Annotated in this window: 25 protein-coding genes; 15 read left to right on the top strand and 10 right to left on the bottom strand. The window is 55.2% G+C overall.

Annotated elements, in window-relative coordinates:
* Positions 1 to 295: 295 nt before the first annotated feature.
* Complete coding sequence (locus DFP90_RS06650; RefSeq protein WP_115935677.1) at positions 296 to 727, top strand: GlcG/HbpS family heme-binding protein; 432 nt, start codon at positions 296 to 298, stop codon at positions 725 to 727.
* A 262-nt stretch (positions 728 to 989) separates the two neighbouring features.
* Positions 990 to 1,961, top strand: coding sequence for a fatty acid desaturase (locus tag DFP90_RS06645; protein WP_115935676.1), 972 nt, complete (start codon positions 990 to 992; stop codon positions 1,959 to 1,961).
* 74 nt (positions 1,962 to 2,035) lie between these two features.
* On the opposite strand, the gene DFP90_RS06640 is transcribed toward DFP90_RS06645, so the two are convergent.
* The 6 genes from DFP90_RS06640 to DFP90_RS06615 all read right to left on the bottom strand — a co-directional run bounded on the left by DFP90_RS06640 (position 2,036) and on the right by DFP90_RS06615 (position 6,696).
* Positions 2,036 to 2,623, bottom strand: coding sequence for a NapC/NirT family cytochrome c (locus DFP90_RS06640; RefSeq protein ID WP_115935675.1), 588 nt, complete (start codon positions 2,621 to 2,623; stop codon positions 2,036 to 2,038).
* Positions 2,624 to 2,634: 11 nt separating this feature from the next.
* Positions 2,635 to 3,108 (bottom strand): nitrate reductase cytochrome c-type subunit, encoded by a 474-nt coding sequence (locus DFP90_RS06635; protein WP_115935674.1) that lies wholly within the window; start codon positions 3,106 to 3,108, stop codon positions 2,635 to 2,637.
* Positions 3,109 to 3,116: 8 nt separating this feature from the next.
* Positions 3,117 to 5,609, bottom strand: coding sequence for a nitrate reductase catalytic subunit NapA (gene napA / locus DFP90_RS06630; RefSeq protein ID WP_115935673.1), 2,493 nt, complete (start codon positions 5,607 to 5,609; stop codon positions 3,117 to 3,119).
* 11 nt (positions 5,610 to 5,620) lie between these two features.
* Positions 5,621 to 5,908, bottom strand: coding sequence for a chaperone NapD (locus DFP90_RS06625; RefSeq protein ID WP_218044601.1), 288 nt, complete (start codon positions 5,906 to 5,908; stop codon positions 5,621 to 5,623).
* On the bottom strand, positions 5,895 to 6,452 hold the full coding sequence (gene napF, locus DFP90_RS23420; RefSeq protein WP_181905262.1) for a ferredoxin-type protein NapF: 558 nt from the start codon (positions 6,450 to 6,452) through the stop codon (positions 5,895 to 5,897). Before napF ends, DFP90_RS06625 begins: the two co-directional genes overlap by 14 nt.
* A 103-nt stretch (positions 6,453 to 6,555) precedes the next feature.
* Positions 6,556 to 6,696 carry a periplasmic nitrate reductase, NapE protein gene (locus DFP90_RS06615; protein WP_115935670.1) on the bottom strand — a complete coding sequence of 47 codons (141 nt, stop codon included), beginning with the start codon at positions 6,694 to 6,696 and terminating at the stop codon, positions 6,556 to 6,558.
* A gap of 220 nt (positions 6,697 to 6,916) precedes the next feature.
* Here DFP90_RS06615 and DFP90_RS06610 point away from each other — a divergent pair, with 220 nt between their 5' ends.
* Entirely contained in the window at positions 6,917 to 7,669 is a 753-nt protein-coding gene (locus tag DFP90_RS06610) for a substrate-binding periplasmic protein (RefSeq protein ID WP_181905225.1), read from the top strand.
* Here the strand turns inward: DFP90_RS06610 and DFP90_RS22795 are convergent.
* Positions 7,666 to 7,842, bottom strand: a complete 177-nt coding sequence (locus tag DFP90_RS22795; protein ID WP_181905224.1) for a hypothetical protein — start codon at positions 7,840 to 7,842, stop codon at positions 7,666 to 7,668. The genes DFP90_RS06610 and DFP90_RS22795 overlap by 4 nt on opposite strands.
* Before the next feature lie 211 nt (positions 7,843 to 8,053).
* On the opposite strand from DFP90_RS22795, the gene DFP90_RS06605 reads away from it, so the two are divergent.
* The 6 genes from DFP90_RS06605 (at position 8,054) to DFP90_RS06580 (ending at position 14,363) form a co-directional block, all read left to right on the top strand.
* A complete protein-coding gene (locus DFP90_RS06605) occupies positions 8,054 to 9,163 on the top strand; it encodes an ABC transporter substrate-binding protein (RefSeq protein WP_115935668.1) in 1,110 nt (369 codons plus the stop codon).
* 226 nt (positions 9,164 to 9,389) lie between these two features.
* Positions 9,390 to 10,373 (top strand): Bug family tripartite tricarboxylate transporter substrate binding protein, encoded by a 984-nt coding sequence (locus DFP90_RS06600; protein WP_115935667.1) that lies wholly within the window; start codon positions 9,390 to 9,392, stop codon positions 10,371 to 10,373.
* A gap of 49 nt (positions 10,374 to 10,422) precedes the next feature.
* The gene (locus DFP90_RS06595; protein ID WP_115935666.1) at positions 10,423 to 10,902 is read left to right on the top strand and encodes a tripartite tricarboxylate transporter TctB family protein; all 480 of its coding nucleotides are present in this window, start codon (positions 10,423 to 10,425) and stop codon (positions 10,900 to 10,902) included.
* On the top strand, positions 10,902 to 12,440 hold the full coding sequence (locus tag DFP90_RS06590; RefSeq protein WP_115935665.1) for a tripartite tricarboxylate transporter permease: 1,539 nt from the start codon (positions 10,902 to 10,904) through the stop codon (positions 12,438 to 12,440). Before DFP90_RS06595 ends, DFP90_RS06590 begins: the two co-directional genes overlap by 1 nt.
* 212 nt (positions 12,441 to 12,652) lie before the next feature.
* Positions 12,653 to 13,561 carry a substrate-binding domain-containing protein gene (locus DFP90_RS06585; RefSeq protein ID WP_115935664.1) on the top strand — a complete coding sequence of 303 codons (909 nt, stop codon included), beginning with the start codon at positions 12,653 to 12,655 and terminating at the stop codon, positions 13,559 to 13,561.
* Positions 13,562 to 13,703: 142 nt separating this feature from the next.
* Positions 13,704 to 14,363 (top strand): EF-hand domain-containing protein, encoded by a 660-nt coding sequence (locus DFP90_RS06580; protein ID WP_115935663.1) that lies wholly within the window; start codon positions 13,704 to 13,706, stop codon positions 14,361 to 14,363.
* Positions 14,364 to 14,430: 67 nt separating this feature from the next.
* Here the strand turns inward: DFP90_RS06580 and DFP90_RS06575 are convergent, their stop codons facing one another.
* Complete coding sequence (locus DFP90_RS06575; protein ID WP_147300955.1) at positions 14,431 to 15,135, bottom strand: hypothetical protein; 705 nt, start codon at positions 15,133 to 15,135, stop codon at positions 14,431 to 14,433.
* Positions 15,136 to 15,228: 93 nt separating this feature from the next.
* Between DFP90_RS06575 and DFP90_RS06570 the strand changes: the two genes are divergently transcribed.
* Positions 15,229 to 16,038, top strand: coding sequence for a polyphosphate kinase 2 family protein (locus DFP90_RS06570; protein ID WP_115935661.1), 810 nt, complete (start codon positions 15,229 to 15,231; stop codon positions 16,036 to 16,038).
* Here DFP90_RS06570 and DFP90_RS06565 read toward each other — a convergent pair.
* A complete protein-coding gene (locus DFP90_RS06565) occupies positions 16,035 to 16,343 on the bottom strand; it encodes a DUF6984 family protein (protein ID WP_425452149.1) in 309 nt (102 codons plus the stop codon). The genes DFP90_RS06570 and DFP90_RS06565 overlap by 4 nt on opposite strands.
* Before the next feature lie 346 nt (positions 16,344 to 16,689).
* Between DFP90_RS06565 and DFP90_RS06560 the strand changes: the two genes are divergently transcribed.
* The 4 genes from DFP90_RS06560 to DFP90_RS06545 all read left to right on the top strand — a co-directional run bounded on the left by DFP90_RS06560 (position 16,690) and on the right by DFP90_RS06545 (position 21,314).
* Positions 16,690 to 17,520 (top strand): phosphate/phosphite/phosphonate ABC transporter substrate-binding protein, encoded by an 831-nt coding sequence (locus DFP90_RS06560; RefSeq protein WP_181905223.1) that lies wholly within the window; start codon positions 16,690 to 16,692, stop codon positions 17,518 to 17,520.
* Between the two features lie 77 nt (positions 17,521 to 17,597).
* The gene (locus tag DFP90_RS06555) at positions 17,598 to 18,755 is read left to right on the top strand and encodes a histidine kinase dimerization/phospho-acceptor domain-containing protein (RefSeq protein WP_181905222.1); all 1,158 of its coding nucleotides are present in this window, start codon (positions 17,598 to 17,600) and stop codon (positions 18,753 to 18,755) included.
* Positions 18,716 to 20,305: an ATP-binding protein gene (locus DFP90_RS06550; RefSeq protein ID WP_115935657.1), complete on the top strand. Its 1,590-nt coding sequence runs from the start codon at positions 18,716 to 18,718 to the stop codon at positions 20,303 to 20,305. The genes DFP90_RS06555 and DFP90_RS06550 overlap by 40 nt, the downstream gene beginning before the upstream one ends.
* Complete coding sequence (locus DFP90_RS06545; protein ID WP_115935656.1) at positions 20,274 to 21,314, top strand: HD-GYP domain-containing protein; 1,041 nt, start codon at positions 20,274 to 20,276, stop codon at positions 21,312 to 21,314. Before DFP90_RS06550 ends, DFP90_RS06545 begins: the two co-directional genes overlap by 32 nt.
* Before the next feature lie 53 nt (positions 21,315 to 21,367).
* Here the strand turns inward: DFP90_RS06545 and DFP90_RS06540 are convergent, their stop codons facing one another.
* Complete coding sequence (locus DFP90_RS06540; protein ID WP_115935655.1) at positions 21,368 to 22,030, bottom strand: HAD family hydrolase; 663 nt, start codon at positions 22,028 to 22,030, stop codon at positions 21,368 to 21,370.
* A gap of 103 nt (positions 22,031 to 22,133) precedes the next feature.
* Here DFP90_RS06540 and DFP90_RS06535 point away from each other — a divergent pair, with 103 nt between their 5' ends.
* Positions 22,134 to 23,456 (top strand): acetyl-CoA hydrolase/transferase family protein, encoded by a 1,323-nt coding sequence (locus tag DFP90_RS06535; RefSeq protein WP_115935654.1) that lies wholly within the window; start codon positions 22,134 to 22,136, stop codon positions 23,454 to 23,456.
* Positions 23,457 to 23,463 lie beyond the last annotated feature (7 nt).

Raw genomic sequence — 23,463 nt, 5'->3', positions numbered from 1 at the left:
AACCGGCGCGGTCCCCATACCTGCAGCGGCCCGCATACTGTGATGCGGTATCCTGATCATCATATAAGCATAACCCGAATTCCTTTGCCAAGCCGCTTGATACTCTTTTTGCGTGTTTTTTTATGCAATTCCTACAATCCGAAAACAGAATTAAGTTTTTTGATGCTTTTGGTTTTTGACCGGCACCGGGATTTGGCGTTAATTTGCAGGCAAAATTACAAACGGGCGGCAAAATAAGATCGCCCGAAATCTTCGGGAGGTTCTTTGAAATGTCTTTTTTTGGGAGCCAATATACATGCTGTCCATACCCCGCCTGTCCCTGGCCGATGCCAAGATCCTGATTGACGGCGCAACCCGCCGCGCCGAAGAAATCAACGTAGCCATGTGCATTGCCATTGTTGACGAGTCCGGCAATCTGATTGCCTTTGACCGAATGGATGGTGGCAAAATCACCAGCATCACCATTGCCACCGACAAAGCCTTCACCGCAGCAGCCGCGCGCAAGGCGACCCATGAATATAACCAAGCCTGCCAACCGGGCAGCCTGGCATTTGGCATCCATACCGCCCTTAGCGGCAGGCTCTGTGTTGTTGGCGGCGGATACCCGGTGATCGTTGACGGCAATGTCGTCGGCGGGATCGGTATCTCTTCCGGCACTCCGCAACAGGACATGGATGTCGCCTGTGCCGCAATTGATCATTTCCTGACCCGCCAAGCGGCCGCCTGAATAAGGTCAAATTTCCATAACATTAGGCGCACTGAAAAACAGAATCGGTGCGCCCAACATTACAATTTGTAACATTTCTTACATATTCCAACAAAAGCCCGCACATCTTATCCTCAAGCCCTGACACGTATCCCTTTAATATCAAAAATCTTTTTCAACCTCTTTTCAGAGGCGATTGAAATATGACAGACTGTCATGAAACTTTTATACGGCTGACCTACACTCCGGCCGCTGCATAAGTGAGACTTGGGAGTCAAAGAGGATGTTGCGGGCTGCGAAAGTGATCCCGGTTCGGGTGAATCTGGCACTGGTGGTATTTTTTCTTACATTGAATATTGTCCAGTTCCTGGTACTGCCGGCATTCCTTTTGCCGCTGGATCCGATGTGGGGCTTGATTCTGGTGCCGATCGCCCTGACAACTCCAACGTTTTGGGCGCTGGTCCACGAGAGCTTTCACGGGCTGATGCATCCCGATGTCAAAACCAACCGTGTTTTGGGGCGCATCTTGTGCATTTTCTTCGGCTCGCCCTGGCGACTGTTGCGCTTTGCCCATCTGATGCATCACAAAATGAGCCGAACCAGCTATGATTGTGTCGAAGTCTATGACCCGAATAAAACCAGTTGGGGCAAGGCTGCTCTGAAATATTATCCCAATCTATTGATGGGCATGTATGTCAGCGAACTCTCCGCCCTGATCCTTCTTTGGCTGCCGGAACGTTATGTGCGCCCACTGGCGCGCCATTTGTTTGGCAGCGCTGAAAAATCGGTCGATACCGGTGCCATGGCTGAAAAAGCCATCTGCGAACATAAAAACCTTCGGGAACAGCGCCTGGATTGTCTGGGCACGGTTCTGCTCTTCGCACTGGCCTTCTATCTTTATGGCGCCTGGTGGCCGATGTTGCTGGCGGCCCTTGTCGGTCGCGGCTTGCTGATCTCCATTCTCGACAATGCCCCCCATTACGGCACCCCGATGAACGATACCGGCTTTTCCTATAATTTAGGCCTCTCGGGAAAAACCGCCCGTCTTTGGTTGAACTTCAACCTGCACCGGGTACATCACCAATATCCATCGGTGCCCTGGCGTCAGCTGCCGGACTATTTTGATAAAACCGATGGTACCTATGACGGCCATTTCGTTCGGATCGTCGGCCAGCAGTTCAAAGGCCCCCTGCTCGCCCCAAGCCGGCCGCTCACCCAACCGATCCGGCATCCGGAATATTCCTTTATCGAATAACCGCCCTGTCGATCAACAAGGAGGGCGGCTGTGATTTCCAGCCGCCCACTTTTATTCATCAAAAGAAGAAGCGGTCACTGCCAGCCTTCAACCCCCTCCATGTCCGGCAGCTCATGGGCAATCCCCTTATGGCAGTCGATACAGGTCTTTTCCCCGGTTGAAAGAAGACTGCTATGGGCTTCACTGGCCCGTGCGGACTGCAAGGTAAAGTCCATTGATTTTTCAGCATGGCAGTTGCGACATTCAAGCGAGTCGTTCTCTTTCATCCGCGCCCATTCGTTTTCCGCCAACTGCCGCCGATGGGCCTGGAATTTCTCCCGTGTGTCGATCGTGCCAAAGATTTTGCCCCAAACTTCCTTGGAAGCCTGCATCTTGCGGCCAATTTTATCTGTCCAGTTATGTGGCACATGGCAATCCGGGCAGGTTGCCCGAACCCCGGAACGATTTGAATAGTGAATCGTTGGCTTCAGCTCCGCAAAAACATTTTCACGCATTTCGTGACAGCCAATGCAAAACTGCTCCGTGTTGGTATATTCCAAGGCCGTATTGAACCCGCCCCAGAAGATGATCCCGGCGATAAACCCGCCAATGGTCAGGAACCCCAAGCTGTAATGGACGCTGGGCCGCATCAGTTGTTTGAGATAACGTTTCAGCAGTTTCATGTCATGCTCCCTTACTGTCCCGCTTTCTTCAGCAGGGAATCCACGTCAATGAATTCGTTCTCCACCTGCGGTGTCACATTTTCCTGGGGCACATGACATTGGGTGCAAAAATATCGTCGTGGTGAAACCTGACTGAGCACCTGGCCATCCCGATCCATGAAATGAGTCACAGAAACCATCGGAGCCTGGCTTTCTTCAACCTGGGTCCGGCTGTGACAGGACAGGCATTTATTGGCGTTTAAATCCACCTGGTAGTCGCGGATCTGATGAGGAATGGTCGGCGGCTGTTCCGGATAGTTCCGCGCCTTACGCTTGTCGGAATTTTCGACTTTCGCCATTTCCGGTGCCGCCTCTTCCACGGTAAGCTCTGTCCCGGAACGCAGCGTGGCATATCCGTCCCCAATATCGCCCGCAACGAGCGGCGACGTCGCCCCCGCCAGGAAAAGCATGCCAATCATCAGTTTAATGCTTGTCTTTTTCGTCATGACGCACCTCACACAGCTTCAATTTTGACGGCGCATTTCTTGAAATCCGTCTGTTTGGAAAGCGGATCCGTGGCATCCAGCGTGACCTTGTTGATCAGTTGGCTGGCGTCGAACCAGGGCACAAAAACAAGCCCCTTGGGCGGTTTGTTACGACCCCGCGTTTCCACACGGGTCCGGATCTCACCGCGGCGCGAAATCACCTTGATTTCATCACCGCGACGAAGGCCGCGTTTCTCCGCGTCATCGGGATGCATGTAACAGACTGCATGCGGCACCGCCTTATAAAGTTCCGGCACACGTTGGGTCATAGATCCGGAATGCCAATGCTCCAAAACACGACCAGTGGAAAGCCAAAGATCAAATTCGTCATCCGGGGCTTCTGCCGGCGGTTCGTAGGGCAATGCCCAGATCACGGCGCGGCCATCCGGCTTACCGTAAAACTGTACGCCAGTCCCCTTTTTCACGTAGGGATCATAGCCTTCCCGGAAGCGCCATCGGGTTTCCTGACCGTTCACCACCGGCCAGCGCAGGCCGCGCTCTTCGTGATAACGGTCAAAAGGTGCCAGGTCATGGGCGTGCCCCCGGCCGAAGGAGGCATATTCTTCGAACAGGCCTTTTTGCAGATAAAAGCCGAAATCCTTCGATTCCTGATTGTTATAATCCGGTGCGGTCTCAGAAAGCGGGAATTTGTCCACCACGCCGTTGGCGTAAAGCACGTCATAAAGGCTCTTGCCACGATGCTCAGGTTTCTTGGCCAACAGTTCTTCCGGCCAGACATCTTCGACTTTGAACCGTTTGGAAAATTCAACCAATTGCCAGACATCGGATTTTGCCTCGCCCGGCGCATCGACCAACTGGTGCCACATCTGGGTCCGGCGTTCCGCATTGCCATAGGCCCCCTCTTTTTCGACCCACATGGCCGTGGGTAGAATGAGGTCAGCCGCCTGGGCCGTGACTGTCGGATAGGCGTCGGAAACAATGATGAAGTTATCCGGGTTCCTGTAGCCGGGATACCCCTCCTCATTCATGTTGGGTGCCGCCTGCATATTGTTATTGCACTGTACCCAGTAGACATTCAGCTTGCCGTCTTTGAGCATCCGGTTCTGCAGGACCGCGTGGAAACCGGGTTTTTCCGGGATCGTTCCCGCAGGAAGGTTCCAGGTCTTTTCCGCATAGTCGCGATGTTCTTTTTTCATCACAACCATGTCCGCCGGCAACCGGTGGGCAAAGGTGCCAACTTCACGGGCAGTACCGCAGGCCGACGGCTGCCCGGTCAGAGAGAACGGACTGTTGCCAGGCTCCGAAATCTTTCCCGTCAGCAGATGGATATTATACATCAGGTTATTCTGCCAGACGCCGCGGGTATGCTGGTTGGCCCCCATCGTCCATAAAGACATCACCTTAATGTCGGGATCGGCATAGAGTTTGGCCAGCTCCTCGAGGCGCGCCACCGGGACGCCGGACAGTTCGGAAACATATTCAGCCGTATAGCCGCTCACGAAATGAGCATATTCCTCGAAACTATACTCCCTGGAACCGCCTGCCTTTCCAGCATTTTTGGCCTTCTTCTCCAAGTCATGATCGGGGCGGAGACCATAACCAATATCGTCATTGCCGATCCTGAAATTCACATGTTTTGAGACGAATTCCTCGTTCACCGCACCATTTTGGATAATGTAATTGGCGATGTAATTCGCAATCGCCAAATCCGTTTGCGGCGTGAAGACAACCGGTATATCAGCCAGATCGAAACTGCGATGCTCAAAAGTCGACATCACCGCCACCTTCACATGGGGTGCGCTCAATCTGCGGTCGGTCAAACGTGTCCATAGGATGGGGTGCATCTCCGCCATGTTGGACCCCCAAAGGACAAAAGCATCCGCATGCTCAAAATCGTCGTAACAGCCCATGGGTTCATCTATGCCGAAAGTGCGCATAAACCCGCCAACGGCGGAAGCCATGCAATGGCGGGCATTGGGATCGATATTATTGGACCGAAACCCGGCCTTCATCAGCTTGACCGCCGCATACCCTTCCCAGACCGTCCATTGGCCCGATCCGAACATACCAACCGATGTTGGTCCTTTATCCTTCAACGCGGCCTTGTATTTCTCCTCCATGATATCAAAGGCCTGATCCCAGGTGATTTCATGAAAATCGCCGTTCTTGTCAAAACGGCCGTCCTTCATACGCAATAGCGGTTTTGTCAGTCGATCCTTGCCATACATGATTTTGGAGAGGAAATACCCCTTCACACAATTTAATCCCCGATTGACCGGGGCTTTGGTGTCACCATGCGTGGCGACGACCCGATTGTCCCTTGTGGCAACCATGACCGAACAGCCGGTGCCGCAAAACCGGCAGGGCGCTTTGGACCATTTCAGATTGGTGGCATCGGACGCCGTTAGAATGTTAGTGGCAGATGCCGACTGCATGCCCGCCGCAGCGGCGGCCGTTGCTATGGCACTGGCTTTGATGGCTTCCCGTCGGTTCAGTTTCATTTTAAGCCTCCTCAAGCTTGCTCTGTCATTTCGCGTTGCCCGGACCCATCCACTTGGTGATACACCATGACAGCTGACAAAACGCCGTTAATTAATTGAATTTCTTTAATTCTATCCAAGACATGCTGTTCTGTTGCCGCCTCAATGGTCGCGATGATTTTACCATCATCACTTTCATCATGCGGTTCAGCCCCAGCGAGCTCCGCGATCGCCCAACGGACCTGCGCCAATTGGTCTGGTCGGGCATGCACGACCAGACTGGCAATGTGATATTCGTCGAGGCTGTCATCCCCAGCCATTGTGCGTTCCTCCGACATTCGATGTTTCAGCTAAAACCTCCCCTGCCCTATGATCCGGAAGGCCTACGGTTATCGCGCTCACTGGACAGGGGGCCTGACAGGCACCACAGCCATTGCATTTCAGTTCATCCACCTCTGGAATTGTCCGCCCCCCCAATTGTGGGCGAAACCGGATCGCCGACTGGCCGCAACTATCGCAGCAGCTTTGGCAACTGATCCCCTGCACCGAGAGGCAGTTGCCGGATACGCTCGCGGTGAAATCCCAAGGCTGGTCCAAGGGACGCCGTAGCACCCCTTCAGGGCAGGCCGCTCGGCAATGGGTGCAAAACGTGCATTCCCCACGTAGAAAATCCACTTCCGGAAAGCCGCCATCACCAAGCTTGAGAATTTGTTCCGGACAGGCATCCACGCAGCGGCCGCACCGGGTGCAATCCTTAAAAAACGCTAATGGATCTGCCCAGGGCATCTTAGGCGCAGCGTGTTTCCTGCTCAGCACATCAGCCCTGACTCTCCCACGCAGGAATGATCTTCTGGACTGATCCATTTCTCCTGCTGTCATCTCTCTCTCCAGGCTAATTGGACAGATTGCCAATTGCACCAAAGCCCTGCAGCCGGACTTTCCAGCCCAGGCCTCCTACAGCTGCTCTTCAAATCGATTGGGCCAGCCAGACCAGCAGTCCGTATCCACCAACAAGGGCGACGGACAAAATTGGAGCCAGAAATACCGTCAGAAACAAAAAGGCCCTGGTTTCTTCCGTTTTTCGTGTGTCGTTATGCTGGTCGGTCATTGTTCGATCCTGTTTGTCCCTCTCGGCGGGATTTTCATTTTGCCGCCGGTTTGCCCCAAATTAGATCGAAACGAAATACATGTATTTGACGCACATCAATTAGCGATTACAAATATGCAAACAACTCGCAAGAACTTGCTTTTTACGACCTTTACCGGCTGTTAATCAGCTTTCGTTAGAATTGTATTGAGCCTGAATAACAACCATGGAAAGGCGCAATATGAAAAAGATGAGACTGATCGTCCTTCTGTTCACCATGCTGCTGCTGGCCCTGGCCAGCCTGCCCGCCAAGGCACAGAAGGTTGTTTTGACCGGCGGCCATAATGTGATCCCTGTCATGTATGAAAGCAAAGCCGGCCCCACCGGCTTTGCCATCGAAATCGCCCGGACCGCCATGGAACGGGCCGGGCTGGAGGTGGAGGTCAAGCTGTATCCCTGGGCACGGGCAGTGGCGATCGCCAAACATGGCGACGCTTTCATCACCGGGTTTTCCTATACCGAAACCCGGGCCCATGACTTCGCCTATTCTGATTTGTTGGTGAATGAAAACATGATCCTCGTCACCCGTAACGGGCATGAAATTCCCTTTGACCGGGCCGAGGACCTGACGGGCCGGCAGATCGGATATCTCAATGGCAGCACCTTTGGTCCGGAGTTTGAAAATCTCAAACGATATTTCAATCCGGATCCCGACACCCAGACCTCACGCCGAATTCAGAAATTAATGATGGGGCGGCTGGATGGCGCTATTTTCGCGCAATCCATGATCGCTTATTTTCCGGAGCTTTTTAACACCAACATTGAAGATCTAACCGTCCTGCCGCGCAAAGTCGGTGAGAGCGCCATGTATCTGGCAACCGCCCAAAACACCGCGCATGCCACCCTGATGACGCGCATCAACAGCGCGATCAATGAAATGCATGCCGATGGCACGGTGGCGGCGCTTTATGCCCGCAAATATGCCTATCCCTAATCCAGTCGGGAAATTTCATCCGGATCCTGCTTGCCCGGTTTGCATTCACGGGCTTCATCACAGAGATTTTCCAGGGTATTCCCCACCCAATCCTTCCAATTGATGGTATCGCAGCCGGTCAGAACCGGCATCAGTAACAGCAGCGCCATCCATTTCATACGTCTTTTCGCCATCTTTCCAATACTCTGCATTAATCTTGCGCCCGAGAGGGCAATTGACATGCAGGCCTCCCCAAAGACCGCAGCGACACCCTATCATACCGCCATTTGACAGAAACACAAAAGCTGATCACTGTAAGCCAGCCTGACTGCCTTCATTTTCCGATTAGATGCGGGGTGGCTGTCTTTGGACATCAAAAGCTGAGGAAACACCGGAAAAAGTAGAATGCGTTTGGTTCTCAGTTTTATTGCTTTTCTATGTTTCACTGTTTCTTCATTCCAGGTGGCGGCGCGGGAATTCCGCCATGCCCCGCTCAACCCGAAAATCCCGGTTGGCGAAGGCGAGGATGCCGGTAACGAGCGACCGGAACGGATTGTCGTCTACAGCACTGCGGATCATTCCGCCGTGCGCGAATTGATCCTGGATTTTCAATCCCTCAACCCGACCATCGCGGTCCATTACCACGAATTGCAGAGCCTGGAGCTCTATAACCGGATCCTGCGCGAGATCGAACGCGAGGTGCCGACCGCCGACCTCGCCATCAGTTCCGCCATGGATCTGCAGATGAAGCTCGCCAATGATGGTCTCGCCCAACGGGTCAATGTCCCTTCCGCCTCTTCCATGCCGGAATGGGCGGTGTGGCGCAACGAAGCCTTCGGCATCACCTTTGAACCTTCGGTCATCCTCTACCACCGGCCATCCTTCCAGAACCGTCCGTTGCCGAAGAACCGGACCGAGCTGATTGATTTCCTGCTGGAAAACCGATCAGAGCTTCAGGGCAGGATCGCGACCTACGATATTGAAAAAAGCGGCCTGGGCTATCTGTTCCTGGCCCGTGACGACCGCCAGTTCAGCGCCACATGGGAATTGGTCCGGGCGATGGGGCTGACCCAGGTCGCACTCTTTCCCAGCAGTTCCCAGATCATCAATCAGGTCGCCAGCGGGAAAGCCATCCTTGGCTATAATGTGTTGGGATCCTATGCCGCCTCCCAGATCGACAATCACCCGGATCTCGGCATTATCCTGCCCGAAGATTACACCGTGGTTTTCTCCCGCATTGCCTTGGTGCCAAAAGGCGCGCGCGCACCAGAGGCCGGCCGGCTCTTCCTGGAATATCTCATGTCCGAGCATGGTCAGCGGGTCATGGCCGATACCGCACAATTCAATGCGATCCACCCGGCAGTCCAGGGGCCGCATACCGCCCAGGGCCTTCAGGGCATGAACCGGAACAACCTGCGCCCGATCAAGGTCGGCCCAGGCCTTCTGGTCTATCTGGATCAGGCCAAACGGCGGCGCATCCTGGAACAATGGCAGCGCGCGCTGTCTCCGCGCTGAGCTGAATTTCATTCGCAAGCCAACTTTTTTTCCCTGTGACAGGTTCACGACAGGCTCCCCCCCTAAGGTGGCACTGTGGCCGCATCGCAAAAACAACAATTCAAGCGGTCAGGGAGACTAAGAAGCAATCATCCGGCACCGGTCCGTCCGCTGTCGGCCAAAGTCAGACCTGCCCGAATTCGCGATGCCCCGCTTTGAATGAATTTTCTAACTGGAGGCTCACTCGATGTTTACTCTTTCCCGCCGCTCTTTTGTTGCGACCATGGCCGCTGTCGGCCTCAGCGCGACTGTCGGCATGGCATCCGCCCAGGCGGCCGATGTTGAAAAGATCCATTTCCTGATCCCCGGCGGCGCCGGCGGCGGCTGGGACGGCACCGCCCGCGGCACCGGCGAGGCGCTGACCAAGGCCGGTATCGTCGGCCAGGCATCCTATGAAAACATGTCCGGGGGCGGCGGTGGCAAGGCCATTGCCCATTTGATCGAAACCGCGGGCCGCCAGGATGACACTTTGATGGTCAATTCCACCCCGATCGTCATCCGCTCGCTGACCAAGGTCTTCCCGCAATCCTTCCGGGACCTGACCCCTGTTGCCGGCACCATCGGTGATTATGCCGCTTTCGTGGTACCCAACAATTCCAAATATCAGAATTTCTCCGAAGTGATTGCTGACTTCATGGCCGACCCCAGCTCGGTCAAGGTGGCCGGCGGTTCCGCGCGCGGCTCAATGGACCATCTGGTCGCGGCCTATGCCTTCAAGGCGGCGGGCGGTGATCCGAAAAAAGTGAAATACATTCCCTATGACGCGGGCGGCAAAGCCATGGCCGGCCTGCTTTCCGGTGAGACCTCCATGCTCTCCACCGGCCTGTCCGAGGCGCTCGACCTGGCCCGTGCCGGTGAAGTGCGGATCCTGGCCATGACCGGCGAAGAACGCATCAAGGACGCGCCGGAAGTGCCGACCCTGAAGGAACAGGGTGTGGACGCCACCTTCGTGAACTGGCGCGGTTTCTTTGCGGCCCCCGGCATTTCCGCCGATAAGGTCGCTGCCTTCCAGGCCGCCCTGGAAAAAATGTATGCCACCCCGGAATGGGAAGAAGTGCGCAAGCGTAACGGCTGGGTTGAGATCTACAATCCGGGCGACAAATTCGTCTCCTTCCTGGAAGGCCAGGAACAGGTCATCGGCGACCTGATGAAGGAACTGGGCTTCCTGTAAGCCCGGCTCAACAGACAAATAAGAAGATCTAGGAGAGGGAACCGATACGATGACTATCAGCAAGGAAAAGGCCGGGGCGTTATTCTTCCTCGTCCTGGCCATCGCCTACGGGATGGCAGCCCGCAATATCCGATTGCCATTCGGTTTTGAAGAGGAATTGCTGACCGCCAGAACCATGCCTTTGATCCTGGCCTGGGCCACGGGCATTGTATCGGCCCTCATCCTGATCCTGCCAAACAAGAATAGCAGCGGCGATTTCATTGCCGCCTTCCGCGGGCTGAACTGGCCCCGGGCCATCCTGCTGATCGCCTTGATGGCGCTCTATGGCCTGGTGCTGGATCAATTGGGCTTCCTGCTCTCGACCGCATTTTTCCTCTTTGCCGCGATCTATGCGCTGGGTGAGCGCCGCCTGTTGCTGATCACCGGCATTTCCCTGGCGGCATCCGGTGGAACCTGGTTTCTGATGAACGAGGTTTTCGACAGCGGGCTGGCCAAGGGTGAACTGCTCTACAAACTGGGGATCTACTGATGCTTGAAGGAATTTTGCAGGGGATCACCACGGCGGCAACCCCGGTCAATTTGATGATGGTCTTCATCGGCTGTTTTGCCGGCACCTTCATCGGCATGCTCCCTGGCCTGGGGCCGATCTCGGCCATCGCGCTGATGATCCCCATCACCTATAGTTTCGAGCCTTCCACCGCCTTGATCCTGATGGCAGGCGTCTATTACGGCGCGATTTTCGGCGGCTCCACATCATCGATCCTGATCAATGCGCCGGGCGTGGCGGGGACCGTCGCCACCGCCTTTGACGGCTATCCCCTGGCCAAGCAGGGCCATGCGGGCAAGGCGTTGGCGCTGGCAGCCTATGCCTCTTTCTCCGGCGGAACCATTTCGGCGATCCTGCTTTTGATCGCGGCCCCTGCCCTGGCCAGTGTCTCCAAAAGCTTCCAATCATCAGACTATTTTGCGCTGATGATCATGGGCCTGACGGCGGTTTCCGCATTCGCCGGCAAAGGCAAATTCCTGCTGGCGATCCTGATGACCCTGCTGGGATTGATGCTCTCCACCATCGGCCAGGACCAGACCGGCGTGCCGCGCTTCCATTTCGGTATCGCCGACCTCTATGACGGGCTTGATTTTCTGCTGTTGGCCATGGCGACATTTGCCCTGTCCGAAGCTCTGATGGTGGTTTTGAAACCGCAATCAGACACCAAGGAATCCGAGGCTGCCGCGAAGGGCAAGCTGGGCAGCATGAAAATCACCAGGGATGAGGCCAAGGACCTTGCCCCCACTGTCGGGCGCAGCTCCCTGCTCGGCTTCTTTGTCGGCGTGCTGCCGGGTGCCGGGGCGACCATTGCTTCCTTCCTGGCCTATGGGATGGAACGCAACCTGGCCCCGAAAAAAGAAAAAGAGAAATTCGGCAAAGGATCCCTGCGGGGCCTGGCCGCGCCGGAAACCGCGAATAACGCCGCCTGCTCCGGCTCTTTCGTGCCGCTGCTCACCCTGGGCATTCCCGGATCCGGCACCACGGCCATCATGCTGGGCGCACTGATTTCCTATGGTGTCCAGCCAGGCCCGCGCCTGTTTGTGGAAAACCCGACCGTTTTCTGGTCTGTGATCATTTCCATGTATATCGGCAATGTGATCCTGCTGATCCTGAATCTGCCGTTGATTCCCTATATCGCGCGCCTGCTGGCCCTGCCGCGGCAGATCCTGACCCCGTTGATCCTGTTCTTCTCCTTAATGGGGGTCTATCTCCTGTCCAACAACACCTTTGACATCCATCTTATGGTGATTGTAGCCGTGGTGGCGATCGTGATCCGCCTGATGGATTTCCCGCTGGCCCCGATGCTGATGGGTTTCATCCTGGGCGGCATGATGGAAGAAAACTTCCGACGGGCGATCACCATCAATGACGAAAGCATCTCCTTCCTGTGGGAGCGCCCGATCACGCTTTCCATTCTGATTGTAACCATTCTCCTTCTGATGGCGCCGTTGATCGGCACCTTCCGGGAAATGCGGGCAAAACGCCTTCGCGACCGGCTGGCCATGGATGGCGAACTGTAATCCCCAACCCCAACTTGTTTCACCTCGATCAAGGGGGAAGCTTCATGCTTCCCCCTCTTTTTTTTGCTCACGCCTCGATAAAGCGCCAGCTGTCCCGGCCGTCAACGCGGCGCCCGGTCGTTTCGCAAGCCAATTGCATATTAGTTAATTATCAATTCTCTGTTGATAGCCTGCTGAAGAATACTAGCATTGCCGCCTGACGGAGAAGGATAATGAACCGATTTTTTCTCGCGGGATTGAGCCTGTTTTTTGCCACCTGGACGCTGTCTTCGGCCCAGGCCAAATGCATCGGTCTGATCACCGCCGGATGGCACCATAATTTCTGGCACAGCCTGGTTGAGGGAGGGCAGGAAGCCGCACGGGAGCTGGGCCAGAAACTGGTTTTCCGCGCCCCGCGCCAGGAAGGCGAGACCGCCCAGCAGATCAAACTAATGCTCTCGATCCGCAAATATGGCTGCAACGCCTTTGTCATCGCGCCGGTTGACCGCAGCATCAACGCCCTGGTCAACAACTGGGACCGAGATAATGTGCCGACCATCTATGTTGACCGTCCGGCCTTTGGCCAATCCCGCATCACCAGCCTGGTGATGACCAATAATTACCAGGCCGGGCGTGATGCCGCACGGGAATTGGATGCCATTTTGCCCCCGGATGCCGTTATCGCGCTATTGGGACTGCAGAAAGGCGTGACCTCTACCGATGCCAGGGAGAATGGTTTTCGCGATTTCATGATTGAAAAAGGGCGGCCCATTCAGATCGAGGCCTATCTGGGCACCACCCATGAAGAGGCGCTCTGGCGCGCGCAGGAGCTGTTTGGACAATATGAAGGCCCGCCAATCAACGGCGTTTTCACCTCCAACGAATCCACAACAGAAGGCGTGATCGAGGCGCTGAGCATTCTCACCCAGGACCGGCCGATCCATGTGGGGTTCGATGACAGCCCGAAAATCAGGGCCGCCATCAAAAATGAGGCCCTGTTTGGTGCCGTGATCCAGGATCCCTATCAAATGGGGTATCAAAGTGTCATGCTGGCCAACCGCATCCGCCAGGGTGAACCGGTGCCCTCCCGGGTCTTCACCGGCCATACCTTCCTCAACATGGCCAATTTGGAAGTTTTCTGAACTTCCTTAAACCGGCTCCCAGAAAACTGGTATGGGACTTGCTTCTCTATAGCCAGCAACTCAATTCCGGGCGCCAGAACGGCAAAAAAATCCCACCGAGAACGCATTTTCAACCGCTCTTTTCTTGTAAGGAGACCTGAGGATGCTGAATGAAAATAACATGCAATCCCTTGTAAACCGCCTGATGGGGCAAGGGATCGGCGATTATGGCCGTGCCGGATATGACAGGAAGAATGTCAGCGGCAACGGGTCATCTTTTGCCCAGTTGATGCGTGAGACCGACCAACAGACCCAGGCCTACCATTCCGCCCCGCTTTCCCTGAAAGCGCTGGAGGCTATGGATGCCAACCGGGATGGCTTCCTGACCGAGGCCGAGTTTATGGAAGGGATCAAAGGCACGCCTTTGGAAGCCCGCCTGACCGCCGGAGCCGATGATAAGGACGCGGTCATGACCCAGCTGTTTTCCAAGCTGGACCAGGATGAAGACGGCAAATTAACGCCGGAAGATATCTCGGCGGCGCGCACCGATATCCAGGCACAGATCCTCTATAGCCTGGATACCGACCAGGATGGCGAGATCAGTCGCGAAGAACGTCTGGGCTTCCGCAAAGGGTTTGAAGATCAGGCAGACCTGGATGGCGATGGTGAACTGTCGCATCAGGAACGCATGGCCATGCGCGGCGAGATGATGCGCGCCCTGCTTGATATCCAGGAAGAAAGCAATGCCCCAACCGACATGGATATGCTGCTCGACAGCCTGACCGGCAAAACAGATGAAGCCGGCATGGATCTGGCCGCCTGACGGATACAAGAATAACACCGGCAGACCTGGACGGGGATAACCTCCCCGTCCTTTTTTGATCTGCCGGTCAGCCTGCCTTGCGCAGCCAGACCGACAAAGGCCCTAATGCGCGGAAACCGTATGGTTCCAAAAGGGCCAATTCCTCCGCATCACCATAACCGACCAATTGATCTCCCGGCCTCGCCAGGGCATTCAGGCAGGCGGCAATCCCCTCTATCACCCCAAAAAGATTGGAAATCCCGACCAGGCGCGCACCTTCTTCCCCTTCGCGATAGGCCGCCAGACCGGCCAGACCATCCGCCGTCATCAGGAACCGGACGGCTGGGTTACGCAGCAATTCATCACGAAAGATCACCTGCCCCTCCGGTGTGCCGCCCCAAGCCGACAGCCAGACCGCCAGCCCCTCCGGTCCATCTGCCCGGATGACCTCACCGGCATCTGCCTGCAGCGGCCCCCATTCACAGCCATACCATTGCGCGCCGAAAAGGCGGGTCCATTGGGCCGGATCAAACGCCAATTGGTCATAACTGTCCTTGACCGCTGCACCGGGCGGCAGATCCAGCGGCACCGAAATATCCTTCTTCAGGCTGATGGCATGAGGATAAAAAGGCGGCGGTGATCCACGCAACCGCCACCAGCCCGCTTCCATATCAGCGCCTGTGCCATGGGCTCGGCAAACCGCTTCACACCAGCGGATATTATTCAGTACCGCCCGTCCCAGCAGATCCTGCAGCCGCTTCAGGTCCCCAATGCCGGTCTTCCTGATTTCCATCAATGCCACCCCTTTCATGCCGCTCTATAATTTGCCTTGCAGCCGGCAACAGATCAAACTGCTGTCGCCAAGAATATCAACAGGGAAAATCCGATGGCCAAGAAACCGATGCTGGAAACTGTCAATTTGAAACAGCTCTATAACGGCGACGACTATCTGGGCGAATTGCGCCGGCTGCAGGGCGAATTGATGGTGGTCCAGCAGGCCAGGTTCCGGGCCGGGCTGCGCACAGTGATCGTGTTTGAAGGCTGGGATGCCGCAGGCAAGGGCGGCGCGATCAAGCGGCTTGTCCATCACCTTGACCCCCGAATGTGCCGGGTTTGGCCCATTGCCGCGCCCCTGCCCCATGAAAAGGACAACCATTATCTCTACCGTTTCTGGCGCCGCCTGCCGGAAGCGGGCGCCACCGCCATTTTCGACCGGTCCTGGTACGGGCGCGTGATGGTCGAGCGGGTTGAGGGCCTGGCCCAGCCGTCGGAATGGAAACGCGCCTACCGCGAAATCAACGAATTTGAGCGCATGCTGGCCGATGACGGCATCACGGTGATGAAGTTTTTCCTGCATGTCTCGGAAAAGGAACAGGCGAAGCGCTTTGTTTCGCGCATGGATGACCCGGTCAAACGCTGGAAGCTCTCGACCGAGGATTTCCGCAACCGGGCCAAGCGCGCGGACTATGAGGCCGCCATCGAACAGATGCTCAAGGAGACCTCGACCCGCAAGGCTCCCTGGATATTAATCTCTTCCGAACAGAAGAAATATGCCAGGATAGCCATCCTGAAAGCGGTGATCCGGCGTTTGAAACGCGGCGTCGATCTCTCCTCCCCGCCGCTCAGCCCGGAAGTGGAGGAAATGGCCCAGGCCCTGAAACAGGAATTGAAGGATAAGAAGGCCGCGCAGGGCTAGCGAACGGGGCCAGTCACCTTGAATTCACGAATGTCATCCGGCAACTGGATTGTCTTTTCGAAGGTGACTTTCCAAACATCCAACTCATACAGCGCGCCAAGGTTGTCCACATTCAGCGCCACCGAGACCTCGACCCCGTCGATGTCGAAAAAAACACCTTCGCTGATCTGCTCACCGAGACGCCGCTCTTCCGGGCAATCGGGATCAAACAGCAGGCTCCCCATGCCGCCATCATCCATGTCCGCAACCCTGGCCGAAGAAAGGCTGTCGATGAAATGGTGCCATTTAGGGTCTGCGGCCGCCAACAGGGCGCTATTGAAAGAATAGCAAAGAGCAGGCCTTGAGACTTAGCATCTTAAGATACTGATTTATAAATGAAAAATCTCAAACTAGTGAGACATCCAGAAAATGTTGGGGATTGCGACGTCAATTTTGGAAAGTTCTAGGGCACCAAGAACGAATGTAAATGGCTCGGTTACCTGATGTTACATTGCGTTTACAAAAAAGTGAGTATCTCTAAATTTTTGTTAATTATTGGTTGCTAATATAGAGGAACTCAATTGATGAATTGGGGAGCAATAAGCATTTTAATTCAGGCATGGGATGGTGGACCAAGGGCGGTCCGGGCGGTGGTGGCCGTGGGAGTATGCCATGTCATTAATAAAGCGTTTGGGAACGATCAGCTGTCTCTTTGCGTTAGCCATTTCCGGAAATACAGCAAAATCCGAAACACTGATTCTTGGGGTTGTCCCCCAGTTTGACGCCCGGAAAATCCAGCAGATATGGGCTCCTATTGCAGAAAGCCTATCTCAAGAGAGCGGTGTTTTAGTCACGCTGCAAAATGCTAAGGATATCCCGGATTTTGAGAAGAAGCTGGCGGCAGGCCATTATGATTTGGCCTACGCGAACCCATACCATGCCCTGGTCGCGCATCGCGAAAACGGATATCTGCCGGTAGTCAGGGATATTGGTAGATCCCTTTCCGGGATTATTGTTGTCCGCAAAGATAGCGGGATTCGATCCATCAAGGAACTCAACGGCCGCAAAGTTGCATTTCCCGCACCAAACGCGCTCGGGGCTGCCTTGATACCGCGGGCGGAATTTGACCGCACGTTTTCCATTGAGATTGAGCCAAGATACGTCAAGAGCCACAGTTCGGTTTATCTTAATGTAATGAGCGGCTTTGTTGCGGCAGGGGGCGGGGTGAAAAAAACCTTTGAAGCGCAGCCGGAATCCGTTCGAAACGCCTTGACGATTATCCATACGACCGTTGCGGTTCCCCCACATCCCGTTATTGCGCACCCGCGACTGAACGCGGAAGTCAGGCAGAAGATACAAAGTCACCTTTTGGAGCTGGGAAAAACACCGGCGGGTCAGAATATGCTTTCCAAAATTCCAATGAAGAAAAATGGCACTGCAGGTTTAGGTGACCTGAAGACATTGGAAACCCTGTCCCTCGAAAATTATTTTGTCCGCTCATGATCAGAGGGCTGCGCAGTAAAATCCTGGTTCCAATCTGTATCGTAACAGTCCTGATTGCTCTGTTATGGGAAACTGTGGTGTCCCCACTTTATGTGACCAAACGTGTTGAGGGGCAACTGGAACAGGAAAAATCTTTCCTCAGGATCCTTGCCTTGGCGCTGGAGCCGGATGTGATCGCCATGGATCTGGCCAAAATCCAGGAGACTTTAGCGCAGATTGAAAAGGAACGGGAAAACTGGAGCAGGGTCGTCGTTCAAAATCCCCAGGGCATCATACTTTATCCGATGATGAGCGAAGTCGGCAGTTCCCCCGAGCAAGAACCCTTGGAGGTCCTGATCGGAAGTGCGGCGGCACCGCTCGCCAGAATGAGCTTGGCGCTGGATCGGGAAGCGCTCACAAGAATTGAAACCAAGACGGTCCGGATTCTTGGAGGAACAATTCTTGCAGTGTTGGTTGTGCTGGTTCTGTTTCTTTATTTTTACCTGAGCAAATTGATGCTTCTCCGGCTGAGCAGATTGGCAACATTGGCTGAGGAAGTCTCGGTCGGCCGAGAAGTCGAAATCCTGGTAGATGAACGAAAGGATGAAATCTCTTCACTGACTGCAACATTGGGAGATATGGCCGACAAGGTAATAGACCGGGAAAAACAGCTGCGCAATCACCGTGATAATCTTGAAAACATGGTTCGCGAAAAAACTGCGGATCTGGAAGCGGCAAAAAAACGGGCTGAGGATGCGGCCCTGGCAAAATCACGCTTCCTTGCCAATATGAGCCACGAAATACGCACACCGATGAACTCAGTGCTTGGATTCCTGGACGTGTCCCTACGATCCGAGGGCTTGCCGGAAACAGTCGTCAAGCATTTGAAAACGGCCAACCAGTCCGCGCGCAATCTTCTGACCGTCATCAATGACATACTCGACTACAGCAAGCTTGAAAGCGGGCAATGGAAACTGATCCGGGAATGTTTCCACCTGCCGACCCTACTGGAAGAGGTCATGCAGGGATTTGAATATGCCGCACAGCAAAAAGGCCTGACCCTGCAATATGAAATGGCGGCCAATCTGCCAAGCTGCTTTGTCGGGGATGCCGACCGTATTCGCCAAGTCCTGAACAATCTGATCGGCAATGCCATCAAATTCACGGAAACGGGCGGCATTTCCGTCTACACCTGCCGACCCTACTGGAAGAGGTCATGCAGGGATTTGAATATGCCGCACAGCAAAAAGGCCTGACCCTGCAATATGAAATGGCGGCCAATCTGCCAAGCTGCTTTGTCGGGGATGCCGACCGTATTCGCCAAGTCCTGAACAATCTGATCGGCAATGCCATCAAATTCACGGAAACGGGCGGCATTTCCGTCTACGCGGGCGGAACAGAGATTATGAACCTGATCTCTTTTGAGGTGCGCGATACCGGAATTGGCATTCCAACGGATAAGCAGGCGACCATATTCGATAGTTTTTCGCAGGTCGATGACGCATCCACCAGGCATTACAACGGTACGGGTCTTGGAACCGCAATCAGCAAGGAGCTTGTGGAACTGATGGGGGGCAGTATCTGGCTGGAAAGTCAGCCGGGCATCGGCAGTTCCTTTTTCTTCACCATCAGTTTTGACGATGCGACTTGTGAGGTCTGTCTAAGGCAGGATGCAGGGCTTGCCCCGGCGCCCGCCGCCAATCAGCCTGGACGGGAATTCCTGGTTTTGGTTGTGGACGATATCCAGGAAAACTTGGATCTATGCATTTTGAATCTGAATGAGGAAGGGCATCGCGTCCTGACCGCCGAGAATGGACAATTGGCCATCAGGGCTTATGTCGAACAGAAGCCGGACGTGATTTTAATGGATGTGCAGATGCCGGTCATGGATGGCATGCAAGCCACCCGGGAAATCCGCTCCTACGAGGATGACAACAATCTGCCGAGAACACCTGTCATCGCCTTGACCGCCTCGGTGATGGAGGAGGAAAGGAGCCTGTGCCTTGAGGCCGGGATGGATGTTGTCGCGGCAAAACCGGTGGATTTTGAACGAGTTTCATCCCTGATGGAGGAACTGGTCGAAGAAAGCAAGGGGCGGACACGCAAGACAATAGGCAGGACATTGGAGATATCCGATGACCACAACTGGGCCCTGCTGGATGGGGTTGCCGATGTGGCTGTGGGCCTCAAGAGGTGGCGCAACAGGGCAGCTTATTTAAAGGCACTTGTCGGATTTAAAAACAACCATGCCCTGTCGGGCTTCGGCCTGCTGAGTGCAGCGATTGGCGGGGACCGGGGTGAGGCGTTGGCCAAGGCACATGCGCTAAAAGGCCTTGCTGGCAATCTGGCGCTTGATAAGCTTTGGGACCAGTTTGAGCAATATGAGGATTTACTGAAAAACAAAGAAATCCTGCCTGGCGCTATTCGTCAGGCCTCGGCGGAACTGACAATATCCCTTGAACAGGTTCTGAAGTCCATTGAACTGCTTGAAAACTCGATCAAGCCGGTGCCCGAAGTCCCGACCAATACTATGCCTACCTATGCGGAGCTCGCTCGGGAAAAGGAGAAACTGCTCAACCTTTCCAATGAGTTATCTTCAGGCCAAGTGAACGGACAATCCTTGAAAGAGGTGTTGTCAATATTGGAACACGCGGGTTGCCTGAAGGACCGGCGGGCCCTGGCCGAATATGTGGATGAGTTCGAATTTGAGAAAGCGGCGGCCCTGATATTCGATCTGGCAGGCCAAAACGGGGCGAACATTGAGGAGGATTGCCATGAAGTTAGGCAAAATACTATTGGTGGATGATGAACCAGCCAATCTCGCCTTGCTGAAGGGTATTCTGGAAGAGGATTTCGAACTGTTTTTTGCCAAAGAGGGTATACGAGCTATTGAACTGGCTCAGGAACATGCGCCTGATATAGCCTTGTTGGACATCATGATGCCCGGAATGAACGGATATGAGGTTTGCACGGCATTAAAGAAAGATTGCCGGCCCCTGGATATTGCCGTCATTTTTGTAACCGCGATGTCGGATATTTCCGACGAGGCAGAAGGGTTCATGGTTGGGGCGGTGGATTACATCGCCAAACCGGTCAGTCCTGCCCTGGTGATGGCAAGGGTGCAGACCCAGTTGAAGCTGCCACGCATGAATATCAGCTTGCGAAAATCAGTACATCAGCAGGTGGACCAGCATCAGCGCCTTTTGGAAACAGCCATCGAAATGCTGGGAGAGGCCGGGCACTATAACGACACGGACACAGGTGTCCATATCTGGCGGATGGCGGCCTATGCCAAGGCTCTGGCTACCGCCGCCGGCTGGTCCGAGGAGGACAGCCGCCTCCTGGAACTGGCAGCCCCCCTCCATGATACCGGTAAAATCGGTATTCCGGATTCCGTCCTGAAGAAACCCGGGAAACTGGACAGGGAGGAATGGGAGATCATGAAGCGCCATGCGGAGATCGGTGCGCAAATCCTCCGAAAAAGCGACAGTCCGCTTTTCTATCTGGCATCTGAGATCGCGCAATGTCATCACGAAAAATGGGATGGCAGCGGCTATCCGGGCGGTTTATCTGGAACAGATATACCGGAATCCGCTAGGATTGTGGCGATCGCGGATGTGTTTGATGCCCTGACCATGAAACGACCCTATAAGGAACCATGGTCGATAGAAGAAGCATTTAGTGCGATCCGAGAAGGGGCCGGGCGGCATTTTGACCCGGAATTGGTGCGGCTTTTCCTGACAATGGAGGATGGGATTATTGAGATTCGTGATCAATGGAATCGCGAAGAAGAATTCAGGGTGATCTCTTACTGACTGGGTTGACCTGTGTCAGATTAGATCGGAACTAATACAAGTAAAAACTCTTCTCACAAATACCCCAACATCTCCTGCAGCGCCGGGTAATCCGCCGCCACATGGTCGGCCCCGGCCTTGATAAGGTCTGCGTCATGAGCGTCCAGGCAATGGGCGCCGCCGGTGAAGCCGATCACGGTCATGCCGGCCGCCTTGCCGGCCAGCACGCCGTTGCTGCTATCCTCCACCACGATGCAATCCTTCGGCTTCGCGCCCATCTCGCGCGCCGCATGCAGGAACAGGTCCGGTTCCGGCTTGCCGTGGGTCACCATGTCGGCGGAATAGATCCCTTCGCCAAACAGCGGGGCAAGTCCCGTATGGTTCAGTTTCCAATGCAGCTTTTCCAGGCCCGTGCTGGACGCCACGCAGACCGGCCGCTCCAGCGCCTCAATATGGTCCCTGGCCCCCGGCACCATGGCCAGATCGCGCTCGATCTGATCTTTCACCTGGCGGGCCAGCCGGTCGAAGAAATCGCTGGCCAGCTCCACCTGGAACCGTGTCATGGCCAGCTCGGTCAATTTGCGCTCCCAGGCATCCATCGGCATGCCGGTAAAAGCGGTCATGTAATCGCGCCGGTCAAAATTCAGCCCGGCCGCCGCCAGATGGTCCAGCTCCGCCTGGATATAGATCGCTTCGCTGTTCACCAGAACGCCGTCGCAATCAAAAATCACCAGCATTGATCCCCTCCCCCATTGTCATTAAAAATTCAATTTTTGTGCAGCGCAAAATAGTTAGACTCAAGCGTCAGTTTCAAGCCCCTGTCTCAAACGGATCGACACCATGACCGAAGTGGAAAGCCTTTACCAACAAAAACTGGTCAGCCATGACGAGGCCGCCGCCCGCGTGCCCGACCGGTCCAATCTGATCCTTGGCATGGGGGTTGCCATGCCGCCCGCCTTCATGGCGGCGCTGGCCAAACGCGCCCATGCGGGCGATCTGAGCCTGCTGAAGCTTTATTACATGCATTCCACTCCGGCGGCGGCGGAAACCCTGCTGGTGCCGGAATTGATGGAGGTGATCAAACCCCATCCGCTGTTCATGTCCTCCCACGACCGGGCGCTGGCGGAGGCGGGCCATAAAGCGGGCCAGGATTGGGTCCAGTTCGTGCCCTGCGTCTTTTTCCAGGCCGGGCGTTTGCTCTCCGAACAGATCACCCCCGACTGTATCGCCATCACGGTCTCGCCGATGGATAAATCCGGGCATTTTTCACTGGGCACCAATGCGGATTATTCCGCCAGTGTGGTGCGCAAGGCCAAGCGCGTGATTGTCGAGGTCAATCCCCAGATGCCGCGTACCTTTGGCGAGTGCCTGCTGCATGTGTCCGCCGTCGATCATGTGATTGAGCATGACACGCCCTTGATGGAAATTGGCAACCGTCAGGCCTGTGCGGAGGATCTGGCCATCGCCGATCTGATCGCCGCCGAGATCCCCGATGGCGCGACCATCCAGATGGGGGTGGGCGCGGTGCCGAACGCGGTGATGGAGCGGCTGGAAGGGCATAAGGATCTGGGCCTGCATTCGGAACTGTTTTCGCCGCCCATGGTGCGCCTGATCAAGAAAGGTGTCATGAATGGCGCGACCAAGACCCTGTTGCCGCACAAGCATGTCTTCACCCTGGCACTGGGCGACCGCGAGATGTTCGATTTCATGGATGACAATCCGTCGATCACCGGCTACCCGGTGAGCTGGGTTAACAACCCGGCGGTCATCCGCAAGAATAAGAACCTGATTTCGGTGAATGCCGCGATCCAGGTGGATCTCTCGGGCCAGGTCAATTCGGAAAGCATCAATGGCCGGGAGTTTAGCGGCACCGGCGGCCAGCTGGATTTTGTGCGCGGAGCTTTTGAAAGCCCTGGCGGGAAATCCTTCATCGCACTGCATTCCACCGCCAAAGGCGGGTCGATTTCCAGGATCGTGCCCCATCTGGCGGAAAGCACTGTGACCGATCCCCGGATGGATACCCATTATGTGGTGACCGAATTTGGCGCGGTGGATATGAAGGGCAAATCCCTTGGCGAACGCGCCCGTGCGCTGATTAACATCGCCCATCCGGATTTCCGCGATGATCTCTCGGCCCGGGCGCGGGAACGGGGATTGATATGACCCCGGT

Source organism: Aestuariispira insulae (assembly GCF_003385955.1).
GTDB classification, from domain to species: domain Bacteria; phylum Pseudomonadota; class Alphaproteobacteria; order UBA8366; family Aestuariispiraceae; genus Aestuariispira; species Aestuariispira insulae.
The sequence above is the reverse complement of the archived record's forward strand: the minus strand, read 5'-3'. Positions and strand labels throughout refer to the sequence as shown.

Bases quoted from the DNA above. Each gene is read 5' to 3' on its own strand.
- DFP90_RS06650 (WP_115935677.1), top strand. From the start codon at position 296: ATGCTGTCCATACCCCGCCTGTCCCTGGCCGATGCCAAGATCCTGATT.
- DFP90_RS06645 (WP_115935676.1), top strand. From the start codon at position 990: ATGTTGCGGGCTGCGAAAGTGATCCCGGTTCGGGTGAATCTGGCACTG.
- DFP90_RS06640 (WP_115935675.1), bottom strand. From the start codon at position 2,623: ATGAAACTGCTGAAACGTTATCTCAAACAACTGATGCGGCCCAGCGTC.
- DFP90_RS06635 (WP_115935674.1), bottom strand. From the start codon at position 3,108: ATGACGAAAAAGACAAGCATTAAACTGATGATTGGCATGCTTTTCCTG.
- napA (WP_115935673.1), bottom strand. From the start codon at position 5,609: ATGAAACTGAACCGACGGGAAGCCATCAAAGCCAGTGCCATAGCAACG.
- DFP90_RS06625 (WP_218044601.1), bottom strand. From the start codon at position 5,908: ATGGCTGGGGATGACAGCCTCGACGAATATCACATTGCCAGTCTGGTC.
- napF (WP_181905262.1), bottom strand. From the start codon at position 6,452: ATGGATCAGTCCAGAAGATCATTCCTGCGTGGGAGAGTCAGGGCTGAT.
- DFP90_RS06615 (WP_115935670.1), bottom strand. From the start codon at position 6,696: ATGACCGACCAGCATAACGACACACGAAAAACGGAAGAAACCAGGGCC.
- DFP90_RS06610 (WP_181905225.1), top strand. From the start codon at position 6,917: ATGAAAAAGATGAGACTGATCGTCCTTCTGTTCACCATGCTGCTGCTG.
- DFP90_RS22795 (WP_181905224.1), bottom strand. From the start codon at position 7,842: ATGGCGAAAAGACGTATGAAATGGATGGCGCTGCTGTTACTGATGCCG.
- DFP90_RS06605 (WP_115935668.1), top strand. From the start codon at position 8,054: ATGCGTTTGGTTCTCAGTTTTATTGCTTTTCTATGTTTCACTGTTTCT.
- DFP90_RS06600 (WP_115935667.1), top strand. From the start codon at position 9,390: ATGTTTACTCTTTCCCGCCGCTCTTTTGTTGCGACCATGGCCGCTGTC.
- DFP90_RS06595 (WP_115935666.1), top strand. From the start codon at position 10,423: ATGACTATCAGCAAGGAAAAGGCCGGGGCGTTATTCTTCCTCGTCCTG.
- DFP90_RS06590 (WP_115935665.1), top strand. From the start codon at position 10,902: ATGCTTGAAGGAATTTTGCAGGGGATCACCACGGCGGCAACCCCGGTC.
- DFP90_RS06585 (WP_115935664.1), top strand. From the start codon at position 12,653: ATGAACCGATTTTTTCTCGCGGGATTGAGCCTGTTTTTTGCCACCTGG.
- DFP90_RS06580 (WP_115935663.1), top strand. From the start codon at position 13,704: ATGCTGAATGAAAATAACATGCAATCCCTTGTAAACCGCCTGATGGGG.
- DFP90_RS06575 (WP_147300955.1), bottom strand. From the start codon at position 15,135: ATGGAAATCAGGAAGACCGGCATTGGGGACCTGAAGCGGCTGCAGGAT.
- DFP90_RS06570 (WP_115935661.1), top strand. From the start codon at position 15,229: ATGGCCAAGAAACCGATGCTGGAAACTGTCAATTTGAAACAGCTCTAT.
- DFP90_RS06560 (WP_181905223.1), top strand. From the start codon at position 16,690: ATGTCATTAATAAAGCGTTTGGGAACGATCAGCTGTCTCTTTGCGTTA.
- DFP90_RS06550 (WP_115935657.1), top strand. From the start codon at position 18,716: ATGCAGGGATTTGAATATGCCGCACAGCAAAAAGGCCTGACCCTGCAA.
- DFP90_RS06545 (WP_115935656.1), top strand. From the start codon at position 20,274: ATGAAGTTAGGCAAAATACTATTGGTGGATGATGAACCAGCCAATCTC.
- DFP90_RS06540 (WP_115935655.1), bottom strand. From the start codon at position 22,030: ATGCTGGTGATTTTTGATTGCGACGGCGTTCTGGTGAACAGCGAAGCG.
- DFP90_RS06535 (WP_115935654.1), top strand. From the start codon at position 22,134: ATGACCGAAGTGGAAAGCCTTTACCAACAAAAACTGGTCAGCCATGAC.